The organism is Paenibacillus sp. LjRoot153 (assembly GCF_964253085.1).
Classification (GTDB): Bacteria; Bacillota; Bacilli; order Paenibacillales; family NBRC-103111; genus Paenibacillus_E.
This window is the reverse complement of record NZ_CAXUQH020000001.1, coordinates 7,218,039-7,241,137: the sequence shown is the minus strand read 5'-3', so window position 1 is coordinate 7,241,137 and position 23,099 is coordinate 7,218,039. Positions and strand designations below refer to the sequence as shown.

Genomic DNA, 23,099 nt, shown 5'->3' with positions numbered 1-23,099 from the left:
TGGTATGTCCTTTGTCATAATCACTGAAAGGGAAGTGCCTGCTATGGATAAAGTCATGTCTAACAAATCCATGATTGCGATCTACGTGATTCCCTCGTTATTTCTGCTGCTAGCCTTGATCTATATGCCGATCATTATGACGGGCTACTACGGACTTATGAAATGGGATGGCGTAGGCAAAATGAGTTTCATCGGTTTGCATAATTATGCAGAACTGCTTAAAGATAAATTATTCTGGGGAAGCGCGAAGCACTCATTCTTGCTGGCGATTTTCTCAACGATCTCCCTGCTTGGCTATTTATTAGTCGCCTTGGTGCTTTCCGCAAACATTCGCGGGGCTAATCTTTTTCGCAAAATTTATTTAATTCCTATGCTGCTTTCTTCTGTTGCTATTGCTCAACTATGGTTGAAAATATTCCACCCAACGAACGGGGTATTGAATGCTATCCTAACGTCTCTGGGGGTCACGCATACACCGGAATGGTTGTCCAATCCATCCATTGTTTTATACGCCATTTTTATGCCGATTTTATGGCAGTACGCCGGATTTTATATTTTGATCTATTATGCCGCGTTGAAAAATGTACCGACCTCGCTGATCGAAGCAGCGCGCATTGATGGTGCCAGCCCATGGCGCATTGCGATCTCCATTCGCGTTCCGTTAATCGCAGAGGTGATGAAGGTTACAGTCGTTCTGGCTGTCGTCGGATCTCTGAAATATTTCGACCTCATCTATGTGATGACAGGGGGCGGACCTAACGGATCCAGTGAAGTGATGGCTTCCTACATGTACCGCAAAGCGTTCAAAGGCTATGATTTCGGTTATGCCAGTGCCATTGGCTTCTTCCTGCTCTTGATTTGCCTCGTGGCTACTTGGTTAATCCGTAAAGCAACGGCTTCCAAAGATGATATTCAATACTCGTAACGAAAGGAGATTCCGATTCCGATGCAACTAGAAACCACCCGTCGTCAGGCACAGGCGCTAACTCTACGAAGCAAGTTACCTGGACAAATCGGATATGGCGTATTGTATATCGTGTTATCGATTGTCGCCGTGATTCAGATTTTTCCGCTCTTGTGGCTTATGCTATTCTCTTTAAAAAACAATGAGGAAATCTTCAATCTCGCGCCGATGGCGTTCCCAGAGAGACTACGTTGGGAGAATTATGAGAAGGTCTGGACGCAGGGCCATATCAATAGTTACTTTTTTAACAGCGTCTGGATGACGTTGGTGTCGGTTGGGGTCACGGTTTTATTAGCAAGCTTGGTGACATTCGCTTTGACCCGGATGAAATGGAAGCTGCAATCCTTTGTGCTGGGTCTGTTTATGGTAGGGATGATGATTCCCGTGCACTCGACGCTCATTCCCTTATTCAGTATGTTTATGAAAATGAACCTAACCAACCATCCGTTGTCGATTATTTTGTCCTACATTGCTTTTAATCTGCCGATTACCATCATGATTATGCTCGGCTTTTATTACACACTGCCGCGTGAAGTGGAAGAAGCTGCCGTTATGGACGGGTGCTCCGTGAATCGAATCTTCTTCAGCATCACGCTGCCGATGACGGCATCTGTGTTATCTACCGCTGTGATCATCAACATGATTTACAACTGGAATGAGTTTATTTTCGTGAATACGTTCATTTCCTCGGAAAAGTATAAGACCTTAACCGTAGGTGTTCAGAATTTCGTCGGCCAATATACGACCGATTGGGGTGCGATTGGCGCGACCCTGATGATCAGTATTTTGCCTATTATGATCGCGTTCATCTTGTTGAGTAATCGGATCGTAGAAGGTATAGCAGCTGGTTCAGTAAAAGGATAATGATCGTAGAGGAGTCCCCGTAAATCGGGGACTTTTTTGCAATAGCCGCGCTGCATGCACCGCTTCGAAAGCATTTCTCCCGCATTAGGATCAGTCACTTCATGGGTCCCATACTTCCTAATATAACCTTAACGGAAACATGAATGTCTGCCTCTGACAGCGCTTCTCCCCAATGATCCTCCACTTTCTTGTATTGATGATATTCATGAGCCCGTGCGTAGAGACCAAGCCCGATCGGGTCGATTTGATGCTTCTGAAAGTTCTTAATGAGGTTCTCAAATTGCTTTTGGACATGTTCGGAAATCATTTTCTCTAGCTCTTTTCCATTCTTTCGCACATCAAAAGGGAATAAACGTTCAGTAAGACCAGCTGTCATTTTAATGTTGATATCGAACCGAAACTTGTTCTGATTGTACGAGGTTTTTATTTTCGGTTTCATTCCTTGAACCGATATACTTAAATGGTCTGTATGTAATGGACCGCTCTTCTTTTGACCAGGAATTGGAAGTGTTAAGCTTACAGGCTTCTTGGCGTTTTTATTTAATATTTGAAGTAAAACGGTTTCCTCTGCACTCAGAGAAGCCACATATTTACCTTTATGATCTAGCAATGTTACGCCAGCCAGCCTGATCTGTTTGGCCGTGTCCAACTGGATTTCGGAGATATAGGGTGTCACCCCCTTCTCATACATTTGCCAATGCAGCTTCTGCAGCGTTGTTTTTGCCGTTTCCGATCTAGTACTTTTCGTATCGACCATCCCCCGCAACAATAAAGGTAACATCGGCTGATCTTTCGGTTGTAGGTAGATAATGTCGGAGATAGATCCATTGAAAGCGATGACTCTTAATGTTAATGGATTTTTCATATCACGAAAGAAAGGGTCCAGTATCGGGAACCAGTCTTCATGTTCAAGTATGCGTTTCCCGATAAGCATGACCTGAACCTTTTTGCCTGTAACAACACCTGGTGCAAATTGATCTTGCTGCTCTCTCGCTTGACGAACAGTGTGCGACTTCGTTTCGATTTCAAGTGTTGTCTTCTTTATATCACTACCGTACGAAGGGCTGTTCGAATATACAAGCAAGTTGTTTTCATTGTCGAGATCCAGACCGAGAGCGAGGTTATTGGTAGAATCTTCCAAATCCAACCGGTCACTACACCCCGGAGCGATAGCCATCATCATAATGATGGCAAAAACGTATAGTGGCCGCTTGTTCATAAGTGCTTTCTCCACCCCAAACGATCATGTATCCATACATATAGGAGTAAACAAGCAGGAACCATGTACTCGACAACAAGGCCGATCTGACCAAGCCAAGTATTCATTCGTTCGCTCTGAAAAAAAGTAGGCATGAAGAAATACGTGCCCACAGCGATGAATAGCCAAAGCAGACGCAAATGATTGCGGTGGTCCTGCTTTCCGATTAGCCAAGTTGTGCAAAAAACGCTCATGTACATCGTCGGTATCCATGATAATGAAAAGATAAGTAAATAAAACGCAAGAAATAACACTTCGATCCGCGCAATAAACTTAAACTCAATCGTTTTCAATACATTGATTGTCGGTTCGTTGTAATCCATAATTTCGTCTGAACTGAAATACACGAAACAGATAACGGTAATGAACAAATACATGAGCATCGTGAGTAAATACGAGATAACAATTCCGGCTGAGGCCTTCTGCTTGTTTTTGAGAAATGGATAGAGAATAAACGTAGTTGAAAAACCAATATGATAATAGAAAGTGCTAGGTACCGCTGAGAACACAGGCTTCCATCCTTCATTAAGCACAGGAAGCAGACGGAGCCAATGGGCGTCCTTAACTGGAATCAAATAAACGAAGGGGATCCATAAGGACAGGAGCATTATCACTTCCGCATATCTGCCCAAGATGCGAGGGCCGTTCCGCACAATGACATAAGTGGGAATGAGCAGCAGAAGCATAATGATATACGCCGGAGTTTGCGGCAAAAGATATTGTTTTGTAATCATTATTGTATAGATAAGACCGGTGTATCCGTAGAAAAAAAGATATAGAGCAAACAGGACGGCTCCCACTTTGCCTGCCCATTTGCCCAAATAAGCCGTCAATAGATCTAACAAGGTGCCATCTGGGTACTTCTTCATCACCTGTATGACGATCAAACTCGCTGCAGTAGAGATCAACCAAACGATGATGAGAGCCATCCAGCCTGACGTACCTGCCTGTTCGGCTAATACTCGCGGCAGCGACAAAAAACCGATGCTCACTACCATACCAAAGTTGAGAAAGATATACTGCATGAAGGTGATTTCATTCAATGCATATTTTTTCACTTGTTGTCCTCCCTTAGAGGTTTTATTTCACTGTTCCCATAGAGCCTAGGATTGTTTTCACGGAAACATGAATGTCGGCTTTGGCCAGCGTTTCACCCCAATGATCTTCCACATTCTTGAAATGGCTGTATTCGTGCGCCCGTGCGTGGAACCCAAGCCCAATCGGATCGATTTTATCCGCTTGTATTTTCTTTATGAGGCTTTCCAACTGCTTTTGTATTTGATCGGATATCTTATTCTCCAACTCTTTTCCATGACTTCGCACGTCGTAAGGGAACATAAGCTCCGATAATCCAACGCGCATGGTAATGTGCATATCGAACTGAAAGTTGTCCCTGAGGTAGGAGGTCTTGATTTTCACCTTTATTTTATCAGCGATTAAACTTAATTTGTCTGTATGAAACGGTCCGATCTTCATTTCGCCGGGAATGGGGATTGTTAAGTTGACGGTCTTTTTCGTACTGTTTTGCAATATTCGCAGTAGAATACTTTCCTGTATGTTCAGGGAATCAGCAAAATTCCCTTTATGATCTAGCAGTGTTATGCCTGTCATCGCAATCTGTTTATTTTTCACTCGAACTTCAGAGATGATGGGAGTGCCGCCCTTTTCACTTATTTGCTCGTGAAGCCCTTGCAAAGTCGTATTTATCGTTTCCGATCTGGCGTCCTTCGTATCGATCATTTCCCGCAGTAATAAGGGCAGCATCGGCTGATCTTTCGAATTTAGGTATATGATTTCAGAGAGAGGTCCATCGAAAGCAATGATCCTTGGAGTTAACGCATTCTTCGGATCACGAAACCAGACATCCGTTAGTTGGAACCAATTTTCTTGCTGCAGGATTCGCTTAGATAACAGTATGACTTGAATACTTCTGCCTTGGAAAACACCCTGTGTATAACTGTCCTGTTTTTCTCTTGACTGACGATTCGTCTGTGGTTTCACCCTAAGTTCACGCGTTTTTTTCTCGACATTTTTACTGAAAACAGGAGATGTACTATATACAATGAACTCGCCTTCCTTATCGAGATCAAAACCTACTAATAAGGCAAATGAAGCATCTTCCATATCTAACCTGTCACTGCAGCTTGAAATGATGACGACAACCATCGCAATGAGAATAATCTGAAGGGGCCGTTTGTTCATAAGTTCTTCCTCCACTGAAAACGATCATGCATCCATAAATAGATGAGTAGGCAACCGGGAAAAACGTATTCGATTCCAAAACCAACCCGAATAAGGAAATCATTCATGCGATCGCTCTGATTAAATGTTGGGATGAAGAAAAACGTACTCACAGCAGTGAATAACCACAATAGCCGCAAATGATTACGATGATCCTGCTTTCCGAGCAACCAGCTTGTGCAAAAAACACCCATGTAGATAGCGGGTATCCATGCTAATGAAAAAATAAGCAAAAAAAATGCGATAAACAGCATTCCTATCCGTTCTACAAACTTAAACTCGATAGATTCTAAGATACTAACCATGGGTTCATTGTACTTCTGAATTTCATCCGGGCTGTAATAGGTAAAACAGATAACCGTAATGAACAAATACCCAACCATCGTCAGTGTATCGGAGATCATAATAGCGCTAGAAGCCTTTTTTTTATTCTTCAAAAACGGGTACAAAATAAACGTAGTAGCAAATCCGATATAAGAAAAGAACGTTGTTGGTACCGCTGAAAATACAGGCATCCATCCTTCCTTTAATATAGGAAACATATTAAGCCAGTTAACGTCACTGAGCGGAAGTAAATATACAAATGGTATCCACCAGGAGATCATAAAAACAATTTCCGCATATCTGCCCAAGACGCGAAGTCCATTACGTGCAATCACATAAGTGGGAATGAGTAATAACAGCATGACGATAGATGCCGAAGTTTGCGGCAAAAGCCATGCCTTCGTAAGCAATACCGCCTGAATGAGCCCCGTGTAAGCGTAATAAAAGAGATAAAGAGCAAAAAAGATGGCAGCCGCCTTACCTGTCCATTTGCCCACATATCGTGTTAGTAGATCAAACAATGTTCCTTCGGGGAACCTTTTCATCACCTGAATAACAATTAAGCTTGCTGCTACCGTAACAGCCCAGCCGATGATGAGTGCGATCCAGCCATCCGTACCTGCCTTTTCGGCTAATTTCCGTGGCATCGACAAAAAGAAAACACTTATCTGAATGCCGCTATTCAAAAAAATATATTGCATAGAGGTGATCTCGTTGAATGCATATTTTTTCATTTCCCATCACCTTTTGGACGATTTGATCCTTGCTTCTGCGATTGAGTCGCTCTTGTGCCTAAAGGTCGCTTGACCATTGTCCACAGCGGTAAACGGACGATCGTATCTTTCCAATCGGCAAATCTTAACGGTGCGAACGGGGTACTGTATGGTGTTCCAAGCGATTCGAGCGCAATAAGATGCCCAATCATGGTCATCAATGCAATAATAATGCCAACAAAGCCGAACATGGAGGCAGCTATCATCATGACGAAGCGGATTAGCCGGACGGCCGCGACCATATCATAATTAGGCAGGATGAACGATGCAATGGCCGTAAAAGCAACGATAATTACCATGGTATTGCTGATGAATCCTGCCTGAACGATTGCCTGTCCAATAACAATGCCCCCGACGATACCAACGGTTTGCCCAACGGGAGCAGGGAGACGCACCCCAGCCTCCCGCATCATTTCTAGCGTTACCTCCATGATGATCGCTTCCAAAAACGGTGGGAATGGTACGCGGCCTCTGAACTCGCCAATCGTGAGCAGTAATTTAACAGGAATGATCTCGAAGTTATAGGAAATAACCGCAATATAGAACGCCGGCAAAAAGATAGCGACGAAAAATGCGAACATCCGCAGCAGCCGTATAAAAGTAGAGATCGACCAGCGTGTGCTGTAGTCGTCGATGTTTTGAAAAAACGACATAAATGCTACCGGTGCTATCAATACGCTTGGTGAACAGTCTACGACAACAGCGAATCTTCCTTGCAATATTTGTGAAGCCGCAGCATCCGGTCTTTCTGTTGTAATAAATTGAGGAAATGGCGAATACGGATTGTCCTCGATAAACTCTGCTAACTCGCCTGTGTTAAGGATGACATCGACATCAACTTGCTGAATCCGGTCTTCCAGCTCTTTCAGCACCTCAGGATTAGCGACATCAGCTAAATATAAGATAGAAACTAAGGTGTTTCCTCTTCGCCCAACCACCAGTTCTTTAATTTTCAATTCACGGTTTTGAATATAGCGACGGATTAAGGCAATATTCTGACTGCCTGTTTCAACAAAGCCTTGATGCGCTCCCTTTAAAGAAACCTCGATCTGTGAGTCTTCAATCGCCCGCTGTGGCCAGCCTTGCGTTCCTAAGGCGGAGGCTTTTGTCCGCCCATTAACAAAGAGAACACTATTGCCTTGCAATATGGCATTCTCGACATGCGACCATGTAAACAAGCTTTGAATTTGGCCTACATTTACCGTAATATCGTCAACCGCATTACCGTTTCCCGTTTCAAATTGCAGCGGGCGGAGCACATTATTATTAATTGAGTTTTTATCTACTAGTCCATTTAGGTAGACTAGCGCTGCTTGGTCCCCAGACTTCTTAATGATAAAATGCCGCACAACTAGGTCGGGGGTTTGACTGAACTGACTATGTAAATAGGTTATGTTTTGCACCAAAGACGTACTTATCGTGTTACTAGGCGGCTGATTAACTTGCTCTTGGACCGAACGATACTTCTTTCTTCCGAACCAGTTTGAAAATAGCATCGATCTTCACCACGCTCATCCCATATTCTTTTCTTTTATTATGCAAGATTATGGGAATTTTATTCATGCTTGCTCCCATTTCGAGAAGTCTCTTAAGGGATTGTATAATCTATTTTTTACAAAAGCCCTACACTGCATTACAATGGAGTAGTTATTAACCTGCGGACAAATTTTATGAGAATTGTGGTACTTGAAAGTGAAATGAGGGCTTTACGATGAAAAAAGGGCTTGGTTATGCCATTATTGCCTACATTGCTTGGGGCTTGCTGCCTGTGTATTGGAAGCTTTTTGGGTCGTTGATGGCTGGAGAAATATTATCGCATCGCGTGATTTGGTCATTCGTCTTTATGGCGATTCTGATTGTCGTTGGAAAAGGGAAATGGCAGCAATTTCGCAGTCTCATTACCAATCGCACCACCTTATTACTGGTTGGAGCGAGTAGTTTGTTGATCAGCACCAATTGGCTGATCTTTATTTGGGCCGTTAATAATGGGCATGTGATCGAGACGAGTCTCGGATACTACATCACGCCACTCTTTAACATTATGCTGGCAGTGTTGTTCTTACGTGAGAAGCCGACGGGCCGACAATGGCTGGCTGTGGCTTTGGCAGGAATCGGTGTCTTGATTGCCACCATAGACTACGGCAGATTTCCATGGGTATCGCTCACGTTAGTAGGTACCTTTGGCTTATATAGCCTGGTGAAAAAAAGAGTAACCTACGACGCATCAATCGGGCTCGCGGGAGAAACAGCGTTCGTTTTCCCGATCGCCATTGCCTACGTCATCTACTTATTTGCAACGCATCAGGATGCTGCATGGACACTGCCGCCGATCACGCTGATCATGCTGCTCCTAGCAGGCGCTGCCACCGCGTTGCCTTTGCTATGGTTTGCCAAAGCTGCTGCACAACTGCCACTATCTATGTTAGGTTTTATTCAGTACATTGGCCCGTCGATCACACTACTGCTGAGTATTTTTATGTTTAAAGAGAAGTTCTCGCCTGTACTGCTAATTAGCTTTGCGTTTATCTGGAGCGCACTCGTGGTGTATGCGTTGGCGTCGATCAAGGTGGCACGAGTGGCCAAAGAGGATGTATCGCTTACATGAGGTTTCCGATATTCGACAATTTCATTAAGATTTCATCAATTTTTGAGTGATGGTCATAAGTCATCTTGCTAGTGCAAACCGCCCTATTTTATAATATAGGCATATATACCCAAGGAGGTGAATCACGCATGTTGCTGGATGAGAAAATCGTGTATCAAAACGAAGAAGAAGGCTCAGAAGATAACGGTGAAGAAGGAAACTAATCACCTCCAGTCAGCGTAGATCCACCGAACTCATTGCCTAAAAAAATGCCCCCAACCTTTACAGGTGGGGGTTTCTTGTTTGTTAGAAGTGATTACGGTTCAATTCTCGAACGGGGTTTTTCTATCTCGCGAACCGCGGTATTTATAATTCATTTTGCGATATTTAATTTCAATTCAATTCACTTAATGTGAAATAAAATTCCATTAATGACATTAAATTTTACAGAAAATTTACACGCGTATCTTGTGTTTTTACCTAATTATCCGTATGATGAAGGTGATTTCAGCTTGGATAATCTATGGTGAGTAGGGAACCTATATGTCAATAAATGATAATATTTTGATCAAAATTCGCGATATGAAAGATAGCCTAACTCCCGTGGAGAAGTTAGTAGCTGAGTATATACTAGATAATGTGGACGAGATTCCACATCTCTCGATTAAGAGTCTCGCTCAATCGACGAAAACAAGTGATGCCTCTGTACTGCGCTTCTGCAAAACGATGGGATATAAGGGCTATCGCAACTTTATTGTAAGCATTTCAGCATCGTTGGGATCGATGGATGATGAGCAAAAGGACCAATACACCGATATTCAACCTGGTGATGATCTCTCTACGATTATCTCTAACATATCGCATAATAATAGTAAATCCATTGAAGACACGTTGAGTGTCATTGATCGAAATGAAATTGCCCGCGCGGTCAGGGTGTTAGTGGATTGCAATCGCATTGTTTTCTTCGGAATCGGTGCTTCGGGTCTAGTCGGGATGGATGCTGAGCAGAAATTCTCTCGCATCAACAAGATGTGCCACACCTATACGGATGGCCATAGTCAACTAACAGCAGCCACGCTGCTTGGGAAAAGTGACGTCGCGATCTTCATTTCCAATTCGGGCAGCACGATTGAAATTCTAGATACGCTCGAAATCGCCAAGAAGAATGGCGCCACAATCATTGCCATTACCAAGTATAATAAAAGCTCCTTGGCGGATAAAGCGAATATTGTACTCAGCATTTCGACACCGGAAGTCACGATTCGAAGTGGAGCTATGGGTTCGCGCATTGCGATGTTGACGGTGATTGATATTCTTTTTGCAGGGGTAGCAAGCAGCGAATATAAGCATGTGAAGAAGTATTTGGCCAAGACACACGACATTATTGCCAGCAGCAAGCATAGAAAATAAGCGAGTCGAACACACTAACGATGTCCTTTTAGGCGTCGTTTTTTTGTCGAAATTTAAGAAATAAAAAATCAATATTTTATTTTACCATAAAATAAAATTTCAAAAAGTATTGACCATCGTGAAATTTTTCGTTAGTATTAGACCAGTAAAGAGTACAGCAGGCAGGAGGACAGCAGCTATGGATGAGTATCTATCGGGTTTAACTACGGAAGAGATTAATGAGAAGACACAGACTATTGACGAATGTTCAACAGAGCAAATGCTTCGGATGATGAATGAACAAGATGCATTGGTTCCAGCAGCAGTCGGAGCCGAAATACCGCAGATCATGAAAGCGGTTGATATTTTGCATCAAGTTCTCAGAAACGGTGGCAGGATGCTCTACGTAGGAGCTGGTTCTTCTGGCAGACTCGGTGTGCTTGATGCCTCTGAATGTCCTCCAACCTTTGGCATTGATCCAATGTTGGTGCAAGGCCATATCGCCGGTGGTGATGGGGCACTACGAACAGCAGTGGAAGGTTTTGAAGACAACGCTGAGGAGGGGGTCGCCCTCATTGAACGATGCGGAGTGACAGATAAGGATGCGGTAATTGGGATTACGGCCAGCGGAAGTGCACAATTCGTAATAGCTTGCTTAAAGAAAGCGAAAGAAATTGGTGCTGCAACGATTGGTGTCGTGAATAACAAGAATTCCAAATTGGTAGCTGTTACGGATGTATGCATCGCGCCAGTGGTTGGGCCGGAAGTGATTATGGGATCTACTCGTCTGAAGGCGGGTACAGCACAGAAGCTGGTTCTTAACATGCTGACAACTGGAACAATGGTTAAGCTTGGAAAGACGTATAATAATCTCATGGTTGACATGAAGGCTAGTAATATCAAATTGTACGATCGCTCTGTTCGCATCATTCGGATTGCGACTGGGGTGGATGAATCCACAGCGATTGCCCATCTCGAGAAAGCGTCCATGAACTGTAAACTTGCCATTATGATGATTAAATCCGGCATGGAAGTGAACGAAGCAGAAGAAGCACTGGAACAGTGTGAGGGTAGTTTGAAGAGAGCCATACGTACCTTTGTAAAAGTTGTTTGATCATCTTTAAACAAATAAGGAGAGACTTGAACTATAATCAAGGCTCCCTATCCTAGGAGGTTTGTTTTTCATGAAAAGAAAAATGCCCATTTTAGCTTCTGTCGTAGCTTTAACAATGGCTCTAACAGCTTGTGGTGGTACTTCCGGTACAAAAGAAACGACTACACCAGGAGGCACAACAGCTCCAGCGGCTACTGCCAGCACTGCGAAAGACACCATTACAGCATTACTTCCACCGGTTTCACCAAACTATCAAAAAACGTTTGAACAATTGTCGAAAGACTTTACGGCTTTATATCCAAATCTAACGTTGAAAATCGAACCAGCTAGCTGGGAAGATATGAAGCAGAAGTTAGATACGCAAGTGAATGCAGGCAGCCCTCCGGACATCGCTTTCGGTGGTTCTGGAACGATTCCAAAATATTTGGAACAAGGCTTGCTGATGGATGTTACAGATGCAGCTACACCAGAGATGGTGGGCGATTACGATAAAACGGCATTGGATTACATGAAAAGTGGTAAAGGTCTATACGGTTTCCCAGCTTACATGGAAGTTCATGCACTTGGCGGTAACAAAGAGTTCTTAGAGAAAGCAGGCATCGACTGGAAAAAAGTACAGACGAATGGCTGGACTTACGATGAATTCCGTCAAGCGATCAAAAAAGGCGTAGTTACTGAAAACGGTAAAACGCGTTATGGCTTTACTTTCGCAGTAAAAGGCGTAGCTGCGGTTGACTACTTGGGCATTATGTCTAAAAACGCTGGTATGCCTTATGCATTCACACAAGATATGAAATATTCGTACACAAGCAAAAAGTACCTGGGCTTGCTGAAAGATCTTCGTCAACTGATCGATGACGGCTCCATGCCGAAAGAGCTTAGTTCCGTAGATGCAGGTAAGCGTTGGAACATGTTCTTAACAGCTCAAACGATGATTACGGGTAAAGGTCTTGCTGTATTTGAGAATTCCGCAAAGGCGAACAATGCTAAGCTTAAAGCAAATGACGCAAGTGCTGTAAAAGACAGCGTGCCTGTTGATTATATCGTATTGCCTGCTCCGACGTTCCAAGGTGCAAAAGCTTCTGCTAACACAGTCGTTGACGGATACATGACGTTCCGGGGTAAAAAAGAGCCGACTGCTGAGCACAAAGCAAATGTTGTGAAAGCGGCTTACTTCTTGGCTAGCGGAAATGTTGCAGCTGCGACGAATAACGATCTGTTCGCTGCGCATATTACGAAAAGCGCTAAAAAAGCTGCTGAGAGCATGAAGATTGATAGAAATCCTGACAATGTTGCTGCAGTAGATAACATGCTGAAAAATGCAACACCAAACCGTACGGATATTCCAACAGATTTGGCTGCTAAAGCAATTAAGTTGGAAACTGAAGTTATCGTTCCTAAATTCCAAGGTCTTCTAGCTGGTGAAGTTACGCCTGAAGCTATGTATGAAGCTGTGAAAGCTGCAGCGATCAAGGAGTTCGGCGAGAACGGAATTGCTAAAGACTAAGATGTATAATTAACCATCGGATAGGCGTGCAGCGGATGCTGCGCGGCTATCCGAACTACTTTTAAGAGAAAGTTCTGAAACGGGGTTGAGAATTATGGACAATATCGCAAAACCGATAAAAAGAAAGAAGTTTCAAGGGGATGCAATGTGGGGTTATGCGTTTATTGCCGTCTCTCTAATCGTGTTTGTGTTATTTCATGCGTACCCGGTCGTAAGTGCCTTTATCATTAGTATGCAGAAATACAAGCCGCTCGGTTCCACTTTTATTGGATTCGATAATTACGCGAATTCATTGAAGGATGCTTTGTTTTGGAAAGCGATGTGGAATACGGTTGTCTACACGGTGTTGACGGTGCCCGTTAACTTGATTCTATCTTTCGTTCTTGCCATTTTGATTTTGCCGCTTAGGAAGAAAACGCAATCTTTCTTCAAAGGCATTTATTACTTGCCTATGGTGGCTTCAGGTGTTGCTTTGGCAGTCGTATGGCTCTGGATTTTCGATCCGATGGAAGGTGGTATCATGAACCATGTTATCGCTCTTTTTGGTATTGAGAATCAGAATTGGCTTGGCCAAAGCGCAACGGCGATGTTCTCACTGGTGCTCATGTCCTGGCTATCGAGTCATGGCACAAGCATTATTATTTACTTAGCTGGTTTGCTTGGTATTGACGAAACGTATTACGAAGCGGCTGAGCTCGATGGAGCGGGTTTCTTCCTAAAGCTGTGGCACATTGTCATTCCTTGTCTGCGGCCAGCAACACTTTTTTTATTGGTTACTGGCGTCATCGGTTCGTTCCAGGTGTTTCAGAATGCATTCCTGATGACTGGTGGAGGACCAAACCATGCGACCACGATGGTTGGATTACTTATTTTTGATAATGCGTTCACGCTATTCGATTTCGGTAAAGCGGCAGCACAATCACTGCTACTGGCTCTCGTTATTGGCGTAATTGCATTCATTCAGTTTAAATTCGCGGGTAGAGACGTCGAGTATTAAGAGAGGGAGGATAATAATGGCATTGTATAGCAATCACGCAGGCAATCCCAAAGTAAAAAAGATTAGAAATGGGATCATTTTTATCGCCCTTCTACTTTTTGCTTTGGCGACGATATTTCCAATTTACTTCATGTTCATTTCATCGCTCAGTGATCCGGTTGCGGTCGGAGAGATCGAGTACTCTATTTTTCCCAAAAAGTTTACGCTTGCGTCCTATAAATACTTCTTTGACTTTAACGAGCATTCCGTTCGTTGGCTGCTGAACTCGCTTATTGTAGCTGTCACAGTTATGATTTCGAATGTTATTTTTGCCAGCATGGCGGGCTACGCATTCTCTAAAATTCAATTTAAAGGCAGAGGATTTCTCTTTGCTTTGCTGCTAGGTTCCATGATGATTCCTCATCAAGTAACGCTTGTCCCTCTATACATTTTGATGGTTAACGTGTTTGAACTGCAAAATACGTACAGCGCATTGATTTTGCCAGGCTTCGTTACCGTATTCAATATTTTTCTCGCCAAGCAATTTATGGGCAGCATACCGAACGAAATACTAGAGTGCGCCAAAATCGAAGGCTGCAATCAGTTCCAAATATATGGGAAAATCATTCTACCTTTGTCCAAAACAGTTCTGGCCGTTATGGCGATTCTGACGTTTATGGAGAGCTGGAATACGTTCTTCTGGCCGCTTCTTGTGACCAACACCATGGAGATGCAAACCATTCAGGTCGGATTGAAGAGCTTCCGCTTTGCGAATACAACCCTAATTGCGCCAATGATGGCAGGGGCAACAATCTCTGCATTACCTATGTTTGTTCTGTTCTTTAGCCTACAAAGATACTTCTTGGAAGGCGTAACCGTAGGTGCGGTGAAGGGCTAATTTCGGGTCAAAAGGAGGCAGCTGCAGCATGCTGGTAACGTGGGATGATTCCTATCGGTACGCCGTCATCGCTTTATGGAATGATGCCGCGGTGAAGGATGGCTATAAGGAGCTTACAGAACAAAGTTTTGATGGGATCTTTGCGGGAAATCCTTATTGGGATAAGGAAAGCACGTTTCTTCTACTTGCCAATGAGGAGGTCATCGGTTTTGCCTGTGGATGTACGGGAGATGATCTTCCGCTTGGTGACGTGGCCGGGTACATTACGTGCATCGTGTTAGCGAGCGGTTTTGAAACAGATGCTAATTATTTAATGCTATTAACTGCTTTAGAAAAGCGCTTTAAACAGTTGGATAAAAAGCAAGCAGACATCCTCTTTTTCAATCCAATGCTATTGCCATGGTATATCCCAGAAACACCTAAGCATGAGCATAACAATGCCCCAGGTGTACCTGTGGAAAGCAAGCTTTATGCTTTTTTGCTGAAGAGTGGTTATATTGAGCGTGCGAAGCAATGTGCTATGTACCTCCATTTGTCAGAATTTACGATGCCCGATGAAATCAGCGTGAAAGAAGCAAAGGCCAGCGCCCAAGGGTACACCATCGAGAGGTTCGACCCGGGCAAGCACGCAGGTGTGGATGACATGCTCTATGGCTTTGGGAATCCGTTATGGCAAAAGGAGATCGGTGCATCTACGGCAAATGGCGTGCCAGTTGTCATTGCAGCGTATCAGGGCAGGACCATTGGCTTCGCAGGCCCAGTTATTCGTCAAGCGAACGGACGGGGTTATTTTGCCGGTATCGGTGTGCTCCCTGATCACGAGGGTCATGGTTTGGGCAGTATTTTATTTTATAAACTATGCGAAGCGTTTCGGGAAATTGGGACCGATTACATGTCGCTCTATACAGGCATGTCGAACCCAGCCATCCGAATCTATGAACGGGCAGGTTTTCAAACTGTGAAAATTTTTGCTGTCATGAGAAGGGAGTTTGCATAATGAGCGAATCAAAAATGACTATTCTAGCTATCGGAGGTCACGTCGGAGATGCGGAATTAACGGCAGGCGGCGTACTGGCCCACCACTCTCTGAAGGGTGATCGAATTGTTACTTTAGCGTTAACTGCTGGAGAGCGTGGCGTTCCTGCAGGGCAAGACATGAAGGAATATCGTGTGCAAAAAGTAAATGAGGCTAGGACCTTTGCTGAGATGCTTGGTGGTGAATCCATCGTCTTTGACATTCCGGACGGTGAACTGCAAGATAACGAAGAAATGCGCTATCGCGTATGCGATGTGATTCGCGACGTGCGTCCGAATGTTATTATCACTCATTTTAAGAACAGCATGCATAAGGATCATATGACGACTCACCGTATTGTGAATGATGCGCGCTTTTTCGCAGGGCTAGCCTCGTTTGAACGTGAGAAGCCTGCGCACTTTGCAGCTAAATTGTATTACGCTGAGAACTGGGAGGATGCTGTTGATTACGTTCCTTACGTCTATGTCGATTTCCCGAAAGAGGCGTTTGATCTCTGGGTGAAGGCGGTTTCGACGCATTGGTTCGTGACAGGCAGTAAATCGTTCCAATACTTGGAATACTACAAGCATCTGATGCGTGTACGCGGTCTTGAAGCGAGAAAAGAATATGCGCAGACGTTCATGGTCCCAGAAGAAACGATGCGAATTCGTCAATCGGAATTATAAAACTTAAATTATAAAACTAAATGATAAAAACTAAATCGTAAAAAAATACCAAATGACTGTAACGAGGCTTAAGCTTGTTGCAGTCATTTTACCAAAATAGAAAGAATATGTTTTCGGTTCCCGAAAACCATCTTTCTATTTGGCGATAAAACCTACCTCTAAACGCGGTCGCTCATCATTGAATGGCCTCGATAGAGGTTTTCTCAAAATCAAGGCGAGTTGGGGAGGCAGCGATGATCTTAAATGGTATCGATTGTATAGATAAGTATGCTCACTTGTTCAAAGGGAAACGTGTAGGGCTAATTACAGCACCTACGGGATTAAACAAGGATTTTGTATCAACGATACAAATTTTTCGTGAGAAATTCAACCTGGTGGCCTTGTTTTCGCCGGAGCATGGGGTTCGTGGGGATTTAGCAGCAGGTGCTTTGGTCGACACGTATGTGGATTCGTTGACGGGAGTTCCCGTCTATAGCTTGTATCGGAAAGATTCCAAACGTCTGACCCAGGAAATGCTGGATGAGGTCGACATCATCGTCTACGATATCCAAGACGTAGGAACCCGTTATTATACTTTCATATATACGATGCTTTATGCTTTGGAAGATTGTGCGCAAGCGGGCAAAGAATTTGTCGTTCTGGACCGTATCAATCCGCTGGATGGCATTACGGTAGAAGGCAATGTGCTGAAAAGCGGCTTCGAATCCTTTGTCGGCAACTACCCGCTCAGTGTTCGATATGGATTGACGCCAGGAGAGGTCGCTATGATGGCGAATGATGAAAGGGATTTGAACTGTAAGCTGCATGTCGTACGCTGTGAAGGTTGGGAGCGAAACATGCTGTTCTCGGACACAGGACGTCCATGGATTATGCCTTCTATCGGCATTCCTCGATTTGAGACAGTAGTGCTGTATCCGGGCACTTGTATTATTGAAGGAACGAATCTGTCGGAAGGCAGAGGAACGACAGCCCCGTTTGAGATCATAGGTGCTCCGTTCATTGATGCGCACCAGTTAGCGGATGAAATGAATGCGAAAAAGCTGCCAGGTGTCGTGTTCCGCCCTGTATATTTTAAACCGACTTTTTCTAAATTTCAGGGAGAACAATGCGCAGGTGTGCAAATTCATGTCCTCGACAACCGTGCGGTTCGCCCCATCGATATAGGCGTTACGTTGATGTACACGATTCAGAAAAATTATGAGCAATTTTCATTTCTACCACCTTTTAAAGAAGGCTCAAGGCCATTCATTGATTTACTTGGCGGCGGCAGCCATTACCGTGAGACTCAGGTTGATATTCCAGCTATGTTGGAACAATTCCGTGAGGAGAGTCGTGAATTTGCTCAAAGAAAGCAGCCATTTCATCTGTATTAGAAGCATTAGGGGGTGACGTTCATATATGAAGAAGTATGCAGTGGGACTTGATGGCGGAGGTACGAAAACCGCAGTAACCATCGTCGATGAGAGCGGTAACGAGGTTCACACGTTTACATCGGGGGCCATTAACTATAATGGCCAAGACGTGGCGAGTGTTCAAGCAAGTTTAGCGGAGATTTTTCGGACAATTGATAGCGTATGCGATGGACTTCATCATTGCGCGCAAGTGTGCATCGGGGCGGCTGGCATCAGCAATCCCACGGTCGCGACCCGTTTGGAAACCAGTGTTCGGGCATGTGGATATAAGGGACCACTGTTCATTACAGGCGATCAAGATACTGCGCTGTGCGGTGCGCATAACAGGGAACTAGGAATCATTTTAATAGCAGGGACAGGTTCGATTTGTTATGGCAAAAATGAAGCTGGTGACACCCATCGTGCTGGCGGTTATGGCTACCTCATTGATGATGAGGGCAGTGGCTACAGTATCGGTAGAGATCTGTTGTCTGCCGTCGTACGGGCTCATGATGGACGGTTGCCTGCGACGGTCATTGCAGGAATGGTGTTTGAGCAATTAGGCATGACAACGATTGGGCAAATCATTGGATTTGTCTATGATAAACAGACCAATAAAAAGGATATCGCTGCGCTTGCACCTATTTTATCCAAAGCATGCGAGCTTGGGGATGAAGCGGCACTGGCTATCGCCGACAAAAGTGCCCGTTCGTTGCTTGAACTAGTTGTACCCGTAGCGGAGAAACTTTCGATGCAGGAAGGCGTCCTTGCGATGGCTGGGAGCGCGCTGCTGAAGAATAGCTTCATACAGACCGCTTTTATTGATGGGCTCAAAGAACGTTATCCAGCTATGACCTGTATAACACCGAAGAGAGATGCCGCTAGCGGTGCCGCTTTAATGGCGCTGAACCGTTTGCAGTGATTAAGTGACGAAGGATGGTAGTAGATATGAGAGAGATTCACGAGATGTCGCTGCAGGAGAAAATCGGACAGATGATTCTTTGCGGGTTTGAAGGCACGGAACCGTCAGAATCGCTGGAAGCGCTAATCGCGGAACAGCGTATCGGCGGTGTTATTTATTTTGCCCGGAATGTACAGAATACCAAGCAGATTGCTGAGTTATCCGGCAGTTTGCAGGCGATTGCGGAGCGTAATGGCACGTTGCCGCTCTGGATTTCCATTGATCAAGAGGGTGGCATGGTAGCCCGCATTACCGAAGGGGTTGCTCTCATGCCGGGGTCTATGGCGTTGGCTGCCGGGGATGCAGGTCCGAAGGGAGCTTATGAAGCGTCCCTTATTTCGGGTAAGGAGCTGCGCTCGCTCGGTATTAATCTGAACTTTGCACCGGATCTGGATGTGAACAACAACCCAGATAATCCGGTTATTGGTGTGCGGTCGTTCGGCGAATCACCAGAGAAAGTTGCTCGATATGGCCGAGAGGCTGTACGGGGCTTCCAAGATGCGAACGTTGTTGCAACCGCCAAGCACTTTCCTGGTCATGGGGACACGAATACGGACTCCCATCTGGATTTGCCGACGATTACACACGATGAAGAGCGGATTCGCACTGTTGAGCTTGTACCTTTCATAGAGGCGATTGAGGGTGGAGTCGATGCGATTATGTCCTCGCATATTTATTTCCCAGCATTAGAGTCTAAGAAACTGCCGGTTACACTTTCGAAGACTGTTCTGACTGGACTACTTCGAGAAGAGCTTGGCTATGACGGCGTCATCATGACCGATTGTATGGAGATGAATGCCATATCTGAGCATTATGGTACGGTTGCGGCTGCCGTTATGGCGGTCGAAGCAGGGGCTGATCTTGTGTTAATCAGCCATCGTCGCGATCTGCAGGTCGGCGCCATTGCGGCGATCGAGCAGGCTGTGCGCGAAGGGCGTATTACCGAAGCGCATATCGATGCTTCGGTTCGTCGGCTGCTTGCACTGAAGGCGCGGCGCGGGGTCATTGCGGAGCAGCCACGTGCGACAGCTGCACAAGAGGTCGGGACCGCGGCGCATTGTGCGGTTGCCGCGCGCCTCAGCGAAGCAAGCATCACGCTCGTCAAGGACGAGCAGCAGCTGCTTCCGCTGCCGCGTGTGCGGACGCTAGCGATCACCGTGGCCGCGGCCATTTCGTCGGGCGTCGACGAAGCGTACGCGGGCGTCGCAAGCTTGGGCGCTGAGCTGGCCGAACACGGCTTGGACGTGATCGACCGCGTGCTCCCGCTTGCGGAGGTGAATGAGCGCCGCGCAGCGGTGCTTGCGGAAGCGGCAGCAGCGGAGCAGATCGTTATCGGGACGTACAACGCCCGATTCCATCCTGCGCAGGTCGAGCTGGTGCGCGAACTGCAAGCGCTCGGCAAGCCGCTGGTCGTTGTCGCGCTGCGCGTGCCGTACGACCTGCTGGAGTTCCCGGACGTAGCGACGTTCGTCGCGGCCTACGAAAGCCGACCGTTAGCGCTGCATAGTACGGCGCGTGCTCTGCTCGGAATGGTGACACCGCAAGGACGTTTGCCAGTGTCGCTTGGGGCTGACTATCCAGCAGGCTGGAGATGGGCGAACAGATAATGACCCAGCATGGACTTTTGGAGTCTGTAAGTCGATTTTTTCGACTTACGCATGTCAGCAAGGGCTATTGGAGATGAGTAAGTCGATTTTTCAAGGTCTTTCTCGACGAACTCCTCGTGCTCTGCTGCTTCGATTATTTCACTCGCGGGTTCATGGCAGGAAAGTGGAGGGAGATTGCCGTTATGTCCAATTGGGATATCGCTAAGATAAGCAACTTCATCGAACAAGAAATTGCCGCAGGACATCTCCCTGGTGCGGTCCTTTATATTTCTCATAGAGGAAAGGAAGTAGTGAAGCAAGCCTATGGGAGCCGAGTTATGTATCCGGAAGCTGCTCCGATGAGAGTGGACACGGTTTTTGATTTGGCTTCTCTGACCAAAGTGGTTGCAACGCTGCCAGCAGTGCTTCACTTGATGGATCAAGGGAAACTTACTTTGGCTGATCCGATTGGGAGCTTTTTACCACAATTTCGATTCTTTCAAGAGGAACCCATCCGAATCGTACATCTGCTTACACATTCTTCAGGGATTAGGGCGGATATCCCAGGCATGAGATGCCTGATGCATCTATCCCGGGATGAGCTGGTGGACCTGATCTTAAACGAACGACCGCTTCATCCCCCAGGAACAAAGGTCGTGTATAGTGACATTGGCATGATTTTACTTTATCTAATCATTGAATCTGTGACCGGTGAAGAATTCGACACCTATCTCAAACGAGAGATATTTGAACCGCTGGAGATGTCGGAAACAGGGTTTTGTCCAACTTTCGAGGATACACGCTATGCGGTTACCGAGTTTTCGGAACAGCGCCAAGCATACAAGTCAGGCATTGTTCACGATGAAAAAGCAGAGCTCATGCATGGTGTAAGCGGTCATGCGGGGTTATTCTCGACGGTTCACGATTTAGCGAATTATGCTGAAATGATCCGGCAGAATGGCGTCTTCAAGGGGCGAAGAATTATTTCCAGGGCAGCCATCGAGCTGTCATCCCGCAACTTTACACCTTATGACCAAGAGTTTCGAGGGCTGGGTTGGTTGCTAAGAAATCCGAGAAGCTTCTTGTTTAGCGGTGACTATGCCTCCGAGCAATCATTCGGGCACACAGGTTTTACAGGCACGAGCCTGTTGTTTGATCCTGAGCAGGATCTGCAAATCATTTTTCTTACCAACCGGGTTCATTATGGGCGAACAGAACACATCTTACAGCTTCGGCCAAGGCTGCACAATCTCATTTTTTCTCAATTTAAATAACCCCAGTACCAAGGAGATGAATCGTGTGTTGCGAACACTTCTGAATAAAGCTTCCCTAACCATAGCAGGGCTTATGTCTGGCACCTCCCTAGACGGCATTGATGTAGCCATTGTCCACATAGCGGGCCGAGGCATAGAAACGAGCATCAAGCTGCTGCACTTTGAGAGTCTACCTTTTGATGAGGAGATGCGAGAAAAGCTTAAGCAATTGTGCACGATAGAGCATTCTGATGTTGCGCAAGTGTGCGGCATGAACTTCGCCATAGCGGAGCGTTTCGCAGATGCCGTAATCCAAACAGTGAAAGCAGCCAACATGAGCATGGACGATATCGATCTTATTTCGACTCATGGGCAGACAATCTGGCACATCCCAGTAGCGGATGATGCGGATCGTTTTCTGCCCAAATCGACGCTGCAAATCGGGGACTTGTCCGTGATAGCTAAACGAACAGGCAAACCTGTCGTAGGCGATTTCAGGACCGCCGATATAGCCGTTGGCGGACAAGGCGCGCCGCTTGTGCCTTATGGCGACGATCTCATGTTCAGAGATGCGGTCAAAGGCCGAATCCTTCAAAATATAGGCGGAATTGGCAATTGTACGGCTCTACCAGCCGCTGCTGCTGATGGCGGCATGATTGCTTTTGATACGGGCCCAGGAAATATGGTGATGGATCAGGTGGTTTATGAACTATCCGAAGGGAAGCTCTCGTACGATGCCAATGGCGATTGGGCTGCCAAAGGCAAGGTGCATAACGAATTGCTAGTGGACATGCTCGCACATCCGTATTTCCAAGAACCGCCTCCGAAGACGACGGGACGCGAAATGTTCGGGAAAGCCTATGCGTCGGAATGGCTGGCATCCGCATTGGAGTGCGGACTTTCGCACGAGGACATCGTGGCGACGGCGACAGCTTTTACCGCACATACGATTGCTCGCGGGTATCAGGATTATATTTTTCCGCATTGCAGCATTGCGGAAGTGATCGTGAGTGGAGGCGGTGCGCATAATCGCACGCTGCTTAACATGCTTGGTGAGCTGCTGCCAGACCAAACCATACTCACGTCAGACGAACTCGGCATATCCTGCGATGCGAAGGAAGCGATACTGTTTGCCTTGCTCGGCAATGCATTCATCCAAGGAGAGCCAAACAATGTTCCTGCGGCGACGGGAGCGGAAAGACAGACGATCTTGGGGAAATTAGCTTTGCCATAGGCAATAAATAAGACCGAAGCCAACTGAACATCAGGTGGTCATACGGTCTTTTTTTTGTTTAGGAGAAGTGTCTACTTTTTT

At 45.7% G+C, this 23,099-nt stretch carries 21 protein-coding genes; 16 read left to right on the top strand and 5 right to left on the bottom strand.

What is annotated here, in order from left to right:
- Positions 1–43 precede the first annotated feature (43 nt).
- Positions 44–925 carry a carbohydrate ABC transporter permease gene (locus tag ACSQ8P_RS31345; RefSeq protein ID WP_436238764.1) on the top strand — a complete coding sequence of 294 codons (882 nt, stop codon included), beginning with the start codon at positions 44–46 and terminating at the stop codon, positions 923–925.
- 21 nt (positions 926–946) lie between these two features.
- Positions 947–1,828, top strand: a complete 882-nt coding sequence (locus tag ACSQ8P_RS31340; RefSeq protein ID WP_171632206.1) for a carbohydrate ABC transporter permease — start codon at positions 947–949, stop codon at positions 1,826–1,828.
- Between the two features lie 94 nt (positions 1,829–1,922).
- Here ACSQ8P_RS31340 and ACSQ8P_RS31335 read toward each other — a convergent pair whose 3' ends face one another.
- The 5 genes from ACSQ8P_RS31335 to ACSQ8P_RS31315 are packed head-to-tail and all read right to left on the bottom strand — an operon-like array spanning position 1,923 to position 7,920.
- Positions 1,923–3,047, bottom strand: a complete 1,125-nt coding sequence (locus ACSQ8P_RS31335; RefSeq protein ID WP_436238763.1) for a Ger(x)C family spore germination protein — start codon at positions 3,045–3,047, stop codon at positions 1,923–1,925.
- Positions 3,044–4,144 (bottom strand): GerAB/ArcD/ProY family transporter, encoded by a 1,101-nt coding sequence (locus ACSQ8P_RS31330; RefSeq protein WP_436238762.1) that lies wholly within the window; start codon positions 4,142–4,144, stop codon positions 3,044–3,046. The genes ACSQ8P_RS31335 and ACSQ8P_RS31330 overlap by 4 nt, the downstream gene beginning before the upstream one ends.
- Before the next feature lie 22 nt (positions 4,145–4,166).
- Entirely contained in the window at positions 4,167–5,288 is a 1,122-nt protein-coding gene (locus ACSQ8P_RS31325; RefSeq protein WP_436238761.1) for a Ger(x)C family spore germination protein, read from the bottom strand.
- On the bottom strand, positions 5,285–6,385 hold the full coding sequence (locus tag ACSQ8P_RS31320; protein WP_436238760.1) for a GerAB/ArcD/ProY family transporter: 1,101 nt from the start codon (positions 6,383–6,385) through the stop codon (positions 5,285–5,287). Before ACSQ8P_RS31320 ends, ACSQ8P_RS31325 begins: the two co-directional genes overlap by 4 nt.
- Complete coding sequence (locus ACSQ8P_RS31315; protein WP_436238759.1) at positions 6,382–7,920, bottom strand: spore germination protein; 1,539 nt, start codon at positions 7,918–7,920, stop codon at positions 6,382–6,384. Before ACSQ8P_RS31315 ends, ACSQ8P_RS31320 begins: the two co-directional genes overlap by 4 nt.
- A 215-nt stretch (positions 7,921–8,135) precedes the next feature.
- Between ACSQ8P_RS31315 and rarD the strand changes: the two genes are divergently transcribed.
- From rarD to ACSQ8P_RS31245, 14 genes are all read left to right on the top strand, one after another.
- Positions 8,136–9,029: an EamA family transporter RarD gene (gene rarD, locus ACSQ8P_RS31310; protein WP_436238758.1), complete on the top strand. Its 894-nt coding sequence runs from the start codon at positions 8,136–8,138 to the stop codon at positions 9,027–9,029.
- A 71-nt stretch (positions 9,030–9,100) separates the two neighbouring features.
- A complete protein-coding gene (locus ACSQ8P_RS31305; protein ID WP_436238757.1) occupies positions 9,101–9,232 on the top strand; it encodes a hypothetical protein in 132 nt (43 codons plus the stop codon).
- A 319-nt stretch (positions 9,233–9,551) separates the two neighbouring features.
- Complete coding sequence (locus ACSQ8P_RS31300; RefSeq protein WP_436238756.1) at positions 9,552–10,418, top strand: MurR/RpiR family transcriptional regulator; 867 nt, start codon at positions 9,552–9,554, stop codon at positions 10,416–10,418.
- A 178-nt stretch (positions 10,419–10,596) separates the two neighbouring features.
- Positions 10,597–11,511, top strand: coding sequence for an N-acetylmuramic acid 6-phosphate etherase (murQ, locus tag ACSQ8P_RS31295; protein WP_436238755.1), 915 nt, complete (start codon positions 10,597–10,599; stop codon positions 11,509–11,511).
- Between the two features lie 70 nt (positions 11,512–11,581).
- Entirely contained in the window at positions 11,582–13,018 is a 1,437-nt protein-coding gene (locus ACSQ8P_RS31290) for an ABC transporter substrate-binding protein (RefSeq protein WP_436238754.1), read from the top strand.
- A gap of 94 nt (positions 13,019–13,112) precedes the next feature.
- Positions 13,113–14,015 carry a carbohydrate ABC transporter permease gene (locus tag ACSQ8P_RS31285; protein WP_436238753.1) on the top strand — a complete coding sequence of 301 codons (903 nt, stop codon included), beginning with the start codon at positions 13,113–13,115 and terminating at the stop codon, positions 14,013–14,015.
- Positions 14,016–14,031: 16 nt separating this feature from the next.
- Positions 14,032–14,892 (top strand): carbohydrate ABC transporter permease, encoded by an 861-nt coding sequence (locus ACSQ8P_RS31280; RefSeq protein WP_436238752.1) that lies wholly within the window; start codon positions 14,032–14,034, stop codon positions 14,890–14,892.
- A 28-nt stretch (positions 14,893–14,920) separates the two neighbouring features.
- Positions 14,921–15,889 carry a GNAT family N-acetyltransferase gene (locus ACSQ8P_RS31275; protein ID WP_436238751.1) on the top strand — a complete coding sequence of 323 codons (969 nt, stop codon included), beginning with the start codon at positions 14,921–14,923 and terminating at the stop codon, positions 15,887–15,889.
- Positions 15,889–16,593 (top strand): PIG-L deacetylase family protein, encoded by a 705-nt coding sequence (locus tag ACSQ8P_RS31270; protein WP_436238750.1) that lies wholly within the window; start codon positions 15,889–15,891, stop codon positions 16,591–16,593. Before ACSQ8P_RS31275 ends, ACSQ8P_RS31270 begins: the two co-directional genes overlap by 1 nt.
- Positions 16,594–16,826: 233 nt before the next feature.
- The gene (locus ACSQ8P_RS31265; RefSeq protein WP_436238749.1) at positions 16,827–17,966 is read left to right on the top strand and encodes an exo-beta-N-acetylmuramidase NamZ family protein; all 1,140 of its coding nucleotides are present in this window, start codon (positions 16,827–16,829) and stop codon (positions 17,964–17,966) included.
- A gap of 25 nt (positions 17,967–17,991) precedes the next feature.
- Positions 17,992–18,906, top strand: coding sequence for an N-acetylglucosamine kinase (locus ACSQ8P_RS31260; RefSeq protein WP_436238748.1), 915 nt, complete (start codon positions 17,992–17,994; stop codon positions 18,904–18,906).
- Positions 18,907–18,932: 26 nt separating this feature from the next.
- Positions 18,933–20,552 (top strand): beta-N-acetylhexosaminidase, encoded by a 1,620-nt coding sequence (gene nagZ / locus ACSQ8P_RS31255; RefSeq protein WP_436238747.1) that lies wholly within the window; start codon positions 18,933–18,935, stop codon positions 20,550–20,552.
- 182 nt (positions 20,553–20,734) lie between these two features.
- Positions 20,735–21,805 carry a serine hydrolase domain-containing protein gene (locus tag ACSQ8P_RS31250; RefSeq protein ID WP_436238746.1) on the top strand — a complete coding sequence of 357 codons (1,071 nt, stop codon included), beginning with the start codon at positions 20,735–20,737 and terminating at the stop codon, positions 21,803–21,805.
- A 25-nt stretch (positions 21,806–21,830) separates the two neighbouring features.
- Positions 21,831–23,018 (top strand): anhydro-N-acetylmuramic acid kinase, encoded by a 1,188-nt coding sequence (locus tag ACSQ8P_RS31245; protein WP_436238745.1) that lies wholly within the window; start codon positions 21,831–21,833, stop codon positions 23,016–23,018.
- Positions 23,019–23,099 lie beyond the last annotated feature (81 nt).